General features: G+C 51.1%; 8 protein-coding genes. 4 read left to right on the top strand and 4 right to left on the bottom strand.

The annotated features are described in order from the left end of the window. The 4 genes from BHE85_RS09075 to clcB all read left to right on the top strand — a co-directional run. Positions 1–327: integrase core domain-containing protein (locus BHE85_RS09075; RefSeq protein ID WP_146627455.1), on the top strand; the 327-nt coding region annotated here is incomplete at its 5' end. A gap of 144 nt (positions 328–471) precedes the next feature. Continuing rightward, a complete protein-coding gene (gene ynfH, locus BHE85_RS09070; protein WP_000526495.1) occupies positions 472–1,326 on the top strand; it encodes a selenate reductase membrane anchor subunit YnfH in 855 nt (284 codons plus the stop codon). A gap of 42 nt (positions 1,327–1,368) precedes the next feature. Then, positions 1,369–1,983, top strand: a complete 615-nt coding sequence (dmsD, locus tag BHE85_RS09065) for a Tat proofreading chaperone DmsD (RefSeq protein ID WP_000148717.1) — start codon at positions 1,369–1,371, stop codon at positions 1,981–1,983. Positions 1,984–2,141: 158 nt separating this feature from the next. Continuing rightward, the gene (gene clcB / locus BHE85_RS09060; protein WP_071844742.1) at positions 2,142–3,434 is read left to right on the top strand and encodes a voltage-gated ClC-type chloride channel ClcB; all 1,293 of its coding nucleotides are present in this window, start codon (positions 2,142–2,144) and stop codon (positions 3,432–3,434) included. Here clcB and bioD read toward each other — a convergent pair. The 4 genes from bioD to BHE85_RS09040 form a co-directional block, all read right to left on the bottom strand. Continuing rightward, positions 3,387–4,082, bottom strand: coding sequence for a dethiobiotin synthase (gene bioD / locus BHE85_RS09055; RefSeq protein WP_000919226.1), 696 nt, complete (start codon positions 4,080–4,082; stop codon positions 3,387–3,389). The two genes, clcB and bioD, sit on opposite strands and share 48 nt — an antisense overlap. A gap of 124 nt (positions 4,083–4,206) precedes the next feature. Then, complete coding sequence (mlc, locus tag BHE85_RS09050; protein ID WP_000225265.1) at positions 4,207–5,427, bottom strand: sugar metabolism global transcriptional regulator Mlc; 1,221 nt, start codon at positions 5,425–5,427, stop codon at positions 4,207–4,209. Positions 5,428–5,561: 134 nt separating this feature from the next. Next, entirely contained in the window at positions 5,562–6,455 is an 894-nt protein-coding gene (locus tag BHE85_RS09045) for a LysR family transcriptional regulator (RefSeq protein WP_001019547.1), read from the bottom strand. A gap of 48 nt (positions 6,456–6,503) precedes the next feature. After that, positions 6,504–6,703: IS1 family transposase (locus tag BHE85_RS09040; RefSeq protein ID WP_000327172.1), on the bottom strand; the 200-nt coding region annotated here is incomplete at its 5' end.

The raw sequence follows: 6,703 nt of genomic DNA, 5'->3' as shown, positions 1-6,703 counted from the left end.
CTAATCCACCACTCTGATCGAGGTTCACAGTACTGCGCATACGATTACCGGGTCATACAGGAGCAGTCTGGTCTGAAAACATCAATGTCGCGTAAAGGTAACTGTTACGACAACGCTCCGATGGAAAGCTTCTGGGGAACGCTGAAAAATGAGAGCCTGAGCCACTATCGTTTTAATAACCGGGATGAAGCCATCTCAGTAATACGGGAATACATTGAGATTTTCTACAATCGTCAGCGTCGTCACTCTCGTCTGGGGAATATCTCCCCGGCAGCCTTCAGGGAAAAATATCATCAGATGGCTGCTCAAAAAAAGAACAAATGGTAGTGTCCGCTATTGCCAGTACACCTCACTAGTCTAAAAACTAGTATTAAGACTATCACTTATTTAAGTGATACTGGTTGTCTGGAGATTCAGGGGGCCAGTCTAGCGATACCACTGGTTATCTGGCTAATCCGGAGGAAGTGTAAAATGGGAAATGGATGGCATGAATGGCCACTGGTTATCTTTACCGTATTGGGTCAATGCGTAGTAGGCGCGCTGATTGTTAGCGGAATTGGCTGGTTCGCCGCCAAAAATGACGCAGACCGTCAGCGTATTGTCCGTGGCATGTTTTTCCTCTGGCTGTTGATGGGCATCGGGTTTATTGCCTCTGTCATGCACCTGGGATCGCCACTGCGAGCGTTTAACTCGCTGAATCGAATCGGAGCTTCTGGTCTGAGTAACGAGATTGCTGCCGGTTCCATATTTTTTGCCGTTGGTGGACTATGGTGGCTGGTGGCGGTCATCGGTAAAATGCCGCAAGCGTTGGGGAAACTCTGGTTACTTGTCAGCATGGCGCTCGGCGTCATTTTCGTCTGGATGATGACCTGCGTGTATCAAATCGACACCGTGCCAACCTGGCATAACGGTTACACTACGCTGGCTTTCTTCCTGACGGTATTGTTGAGCGGTCCAATACTTGCTGCCGCAATTCTGCGGGCAGCTCGCGTTACATTTAATACCACACCATTTGCCATCATTAGCGTTCTGGCGCTGATCGCTTGTGCCGGGGTGATTGTGCTGCAAGGTTTGTCTCTGGCGTCTATTCACTCATCCGTGCAACAAGCCAGCGCACTGGTACCAGATTACGCCTCCTTACAGGTCTGGCGTGTGGTATTGTTATGCGCAAGTCTTGGATGCTGGCTTTGCCCGCTCATTCGTCGCCGTGAACCTCACGTTGCCGGACTTATTCTGGGGCTAATCCTCATACTTGGCGGTGAGATGATCGGGCGTGTGCTCTTTTATGGCCTGCACATGACAGTAGGAATGGCTATTGCAGGTTAACAAATTGGTGCGGGGCAACCCGCACATTTCAGGATGTTAGGAATGACCCATTTTTCACAGCAAGATAATTTTTCTGTCGCGGCGCGCGTGTTGGGCGCGCTGTTTTATTACGCTCCAGAGAGTGCGGAAGCCGCACCTCTGGTTGCGGTACTCACCAGTGACGGCTGGGAAACTCAGTGGCCTCTACCAGAAGCGTCATTAGCGCCGCTGGTGACGGCTTTTCAGACACAGTGTGAAGAGACTCACGCCCAGGCCTGGCAGCGTTTGTTTGTCGGCCCGTGGGCACTGCCGTCTCCGCCGTGGGGGTCGGTCTGGCTGGATCGCGAATCTGTGCTGTTTGGCGATTCAACATTGGCACTTCGTCAGTGGATGCGCGAGAAAGGCATTCAGTTTGAAATGAAGCAATACGAACCGGAAGATCATTTTGGTTCACTGCTGTTGATGGCTGCGTGGTTGGCGGAGAATGGTCGCCAGACAGAATGCGAAGAATTGCTGGCATGGCACCTTTTTCCGTGGTCAACACGTTTTCTTGATGTTTTTATCGAAAAAGCAGAACACCCTTTCTACCGTGCACTGGGTGAACTGTCTCGCTTAACGCTGGCGCAATGGCAATCACAACTGTTAATTCCTGTCGCGGTTAAACCGCTGTTTCGATAGGATCACCGTAATATTGCCGGATGGTGACGATTACGCGCAATCCGGCAATAATAGGTTACAGTGTCACGTTTTTTTATCTCTTAAAGCACGCACTGCTTTTGCGGCTGGCCTCTTTTGCCGCAAAATAGTCGCCCGTGTTTCATTGCCCATTTCTGCTCATGCATCATCTACACATCTATCCGGATCTGCGCACTATGTTCCGCCGTCTGCTTATCGCAACAGTCGTCGGTATTCTCGCGGCCTTTGCCGTTGCCGGGTTTCGTCATGCGATGCTGCTACTGGAGTGGTTGTTCCTCAATAATGACTCCGGCAGTCTGGTCAATGCAGCGACAAACCTTTCCCCCTGGCGACGGTTGCTAACTCCGGCGCTCGGCGGACTGGCGGCGGGTTTGTTGCTGATGGGCTGGCAGAAATTTACCCAACAACGCCCTCATGCGCCGACCGATTACATGGAAGCGTTGCAAACCGATGGACAGTTCGATTACGCAGCAAGCCTGGTTAAATCGCTTGCCTCGCTGCTGGTAGTAACCAGCGGCAGTGCAATTGGTCGCGAAGGTGCGATGATTCTTTTAGCTGCCCTTGCCGCCTCCTGTTTTGCCCAACGTTTTACGCCACGCCAGGAGTGGAAATTATGGATCGCCTGTGGCGCCGCGGCGGGAATGGCTGCGGCCTATCGTGCCCCGCTTGCTGGCAGTTTATTTATAGCCGAAGTGCTGTTTGGCACTATGATGTTGGCCTCTCTCGGCCCGGTGATTATTTCCGCCGTCGTGGCATTGCTGGTTAGCAATCTGATTAATCATAGCGACGCGTTACTCTACAACGTACAACTCTCAGTGACGGTTCAGGCTCGTGACTATGCGCTGATTATCAGTACAGGTGTGCTGGCAGGTCTGTGCGGACCACTGTTGTTAACGTTAATGAACGCCTGTCATCGTGGATTTGTGAGTCTCAAACTTGCGCCGCCCTGGCAACTGGCACTAGGCGGGTTGATCGTGGGTCTGCTTTCCCTGTTCACACCTGCAGTGTGGGGCAACGGCTATAGCACCGTACAATCCTTTTTAACCGCCCCACCACTGTTAATGATCATTGCCGGGATCTTCCTTTGTAAACTGTGTGCCGTGCTGGCGAGTAGCGGTTCCGGCGCACCCGGTGGTGTCTTTACACCGACGCTATTTATCGGTCTTGCCATTGGCATGTTGTATGGTCGTAGCCTGGGATTATGGTTCCCTGATGGCGAAGAAATTACGCTTTTACTCGGATTGACCGAGATGGCGACACTGTTGGCGGCAACCACGCACGCGCCGATTATGTCGACGTTGATGATATGTGAAATGACCGGGGAGTATCAGCTACTCCCCGGTTTATTGATTGCCTGCGTCATTGCGTCGGTAATTTCGCGGACGTTACACCGTGACTCTATCTACCGCCAGCACACTGCGCAGCATAGCTAAGCGGATGTATTGCCCCAGTTCTCGCTGTTCGGCGCGCGGCAGATAAGGCAGTTCACCAATGAGCGGTGCCGGAAGTTTTTTACCCAGCACATCAATGATTTCCGCATAATGCGCCAGTCCTGGGTTGATTCGGTTAGCCACCCAGCCAATGAGCGGCAGCCCGTCGTTGGCAATCGCCTGAGCTGTTAGCAGTGCATGGTTAATGCAACCTTCCTGAATACCGACAACCATCAACACCGGCAACTGTTCCTGCACCACCCATTCAGAGAGTGGACGCAAATCATTCATCAGACTGCGCCAGCCGCCAGTCCCTTCTACCACGACATGATCGACTTTATCGGTCAGGTTTGCCAGGCCGTTTGAAATGAGGGTGTAATTGATTGGGCAACTGTGCGCCACGCTACTTTCTTCTTCGCTTAACGCGATAGGATTAACTGCTTCATAAGGCAGTTCGATGGTTGAAACACTCTGCAACACCAGGGCATCTTTATTACGCAGCCCTTCGGGTGTCTCTTTGCTCCCCTTCGCTACGGGTTTATATCCCGCAACTGTTTTTCCCTGGGAGGCTAACGCTTGTAGCAATGCGCGGGAAACCACCGTTTTCCCTACAGAAGTGTCTGTACCGGTAATAAAGAAACGCTTCAGCATCACTAACTCCACCGTTATGCTTCACAAATATAAACTAGGAAAATAATTAACCTTGAAAGTCTAAGTTATGCTTTCCTGGCCCAAATTGAGATAGCGCAAATTTTGGTAGAACAGTTAAAAAATGTTAACCATGCAACAGACGAATCAACAAAGAACCGTTATACATCGCGTCTTTTACCAGCGCAGCGCCTGCCATCGTGCCCTGGTTAGAAAACTGAGTACTCTCAACGCTAATGTGCTGACTATACGTAGGAAGGGCCTGCTGACGTATGCTGTCCGAGATGACAGGGAAGAGGATATCTGCCGCTTTACTTAACGGTGAGCCAATCAGTATTTTTTGTGGGTTAAATAAATTCACCATGATGGCAAGAATGCGCCCGACATGCGCGCCCACCCCGGTAATGATGTCTTTTGCCAGTAGATCGCCGCGCAATGCCGCCTGACACAATGAGTCCACGGTTAACGGTTGCCCATGTAACATCGAGCTCATGGATTGATTGAGACGCAGCTGTGCCAGCTCAAGAATACTGTCCACACTGGCGATGGTTTCGAGGCAGCCGAGGTTCCCGCAATAACAGCGTTTACCATATGGGTCGACCTGTGTGTGGCCTATTTCCACGAGACTACTGCTGCCTGCGTGTAGCAGATGACCATCGGTAATGACGCCCGCCCCCACGTTGTGATCGATAACCACCTGAATCACATCGCGCGCCCCGCGTGAGGCACCAAACAAGGCCTCTGCCATCGTCCATGCGCTGATATCATGCTGAATATAAACCGGTACGCCGGTATGCTGCTCCAGCGCCTCGCCGAGCGGCATCTCTTTTACATCCTCGTAGAACGGCATGCGATGTACAATACCATTTTCCGTATCAATAATTCCCGGCAGGGTTATGGCAATCGAAGTTAGACGCTCAAGTTTTTTCTGGTGGCGGATAAAAAACTGATCGATATGGGAAATGATACGATCCAGCAATGGCAAGTCATCTTTTAACGCCAGTTCCTGCGACTCTTCCACCACCAGTTTGCTGCTCAGATCGCGCAGAGCAAGGAAAATCTCACCGCGACTAATGCGCAGAGAAAGATAGTGCCAGGCTTCAGTTTCAACCACCAGTCCCACCGCCGGACGGCCACGGTTCCCCGCTTCTTTGATTTCCAGCTCTTGCACCAAGTGTGCTTCGAGCATCTCACGGACAATTTTAGTGATACTGGCAGGAGCCAGCTGCGCCAGACGGGAAAGATCGATACGCGAGACTGGACCAAGCTGATCAATCAGGCGATAAACCGCGCCCGCGTTGGTCTGCTTTATTTGATCAATGTGCCCAGGCTGGTTTTCAGCAACCACCGCATACTCCCTATATTTTCGCGCTCCGAAATAATCTGTAGGCTATGGTGAAGCACTTCAATACGTGTCGTCAAATTTTTACTTAGACATGTGATTAACAGCACATTTTTCGGGCTTTTTCGCTGAAATTTCCCTCACCTGAGAGCATTCAGCAGATGAATACGAAAGTTACGCGAAGCTGGACTTTGTTCATGATGTTTCGGCCAGACCAACCACATTTCAGAAACCGCATCCTCTTCAGCAATCGGCACCCAGCGCATTTCGTTGAGCTGAGCACGTTTAAATGAAGCAGGCAAAATTGAAACACCCAGACCGGCGGAAACCAGACCGATGATGGTCATTGCCTCGCCCACCTCCTGAGTGATGACGGGCGTCAAATGGTAACGTCGCATCAGCCCGAGAATATCGTCATACAGCCCTGTCCCGACGTGCGGATCAAAAAAGACGAAGGGTTCTTTCGCCAGTTCAGCCAACGTTACATTCGGGTTATTTGCCAGGGGATGATCGTGCGGGATCATCGCCATAAGCGGTTCATGGACGATGACTGCGTGTTCAAGCGTCTCCGGTAACGCTGTGTTACGCAGCAATCCCATATCCAGCGTTCCTTCAATGAGCGGAGCGATTTGCTCACGAGTGTTCATTTCGCGGGTTTGTAAATGGACACCGGGATAATCACGGCGAAACAGCGATAACGTATCGGACACCGCCCGAATAAAAGGAGCGGACGAAGTAAAACCAATGCGCAACTCCCCCGCTTCACCCTGATGCAGTCTTTCAGCGCGAGCGGCAGCGTCATCTACCATAGACAGGATTTGCCGACTATCTGCAAGAAACTGTTTTCCTGCTGCCGTCAGCAATACACTGCGATTAGTTCGTGCCAGCAGTCGGGCACCAATTTGTTGCTCCAGTGCCTGAATCTGCTGACTTAGCGGTGGTTGCGAAATATTCAGGCGGGCAGCGGCGCGCCCGAAATGCAGCTCTTCCGCAACAGCAACAAAGTAACGCAGATGACGAAGTTCAATATTCATATTTAAAACATCTTATTTGAGATTATTAATATAGGTAATGACTCCAACTTACTGATAGTGTTTTATGTTCAGATAATGCCCGATGACCTTGTCATGCAGCTCCACCGATTTTGAGAACGACAGTGACTTCCGTCCCAGCCTTGCCAGATGTTGTCTCAGATTCAGATTATGTCGCTCAATGCGCTGAGTGTAACGCTTGCTGATAACGTGCAGCTTTCCCTTCAGGCGTGATTCATACAGCGGCCAGC

The sequence above is a fragment of the Shigella sp. FC1567 genome (assembly GCF_001743015.1).
GTDB lineage: Bacteria > Pseudomonadota > Gammaproteobacteria > Enterobacterales > Enterobacteriaceae > Escherichia > Escherichia coli.
This window is presented reverse-complemented; position numbering and strand designations above follow the sequence as displayed.

Bases quoted from the DNA above. Each gene is read 5' to 3' on its own strand.
- ynfH (WP_000526495.1), top strand. From the start codon at position 472: ATGGGAAATGGATGGCATGAATGGCCACTGGTTATCTTTACCGTATTG.
- dmsD (WP_000148717.1), top strand. From the start codon at position 1,369: ATGACCCATTTTTCACAGCAAGATAATTTTTCTGTCGCGGCGCGCGTG.
- clcB (WP_071844742.1), top strand. From the start codon at position 2,142: ATGCATCATCTACACATCTATCCGGATCTGCGCACTATGTTCCGCCGT.
- bioD (WP_000919226.1), bottom strand. From the start codon at position 4,082: ATGCTGAAGCGTTTCTTTATTACCGGTACAGACACTTCTGTAGGGAAA.
- BHE85_RS09045 (WP_001019547.1), bottom strand. From the start codon at position 6,455: ATGAATATTGAACTTCGTCATCTGCGTTACTTTGTTGCTGTTGCGGAA.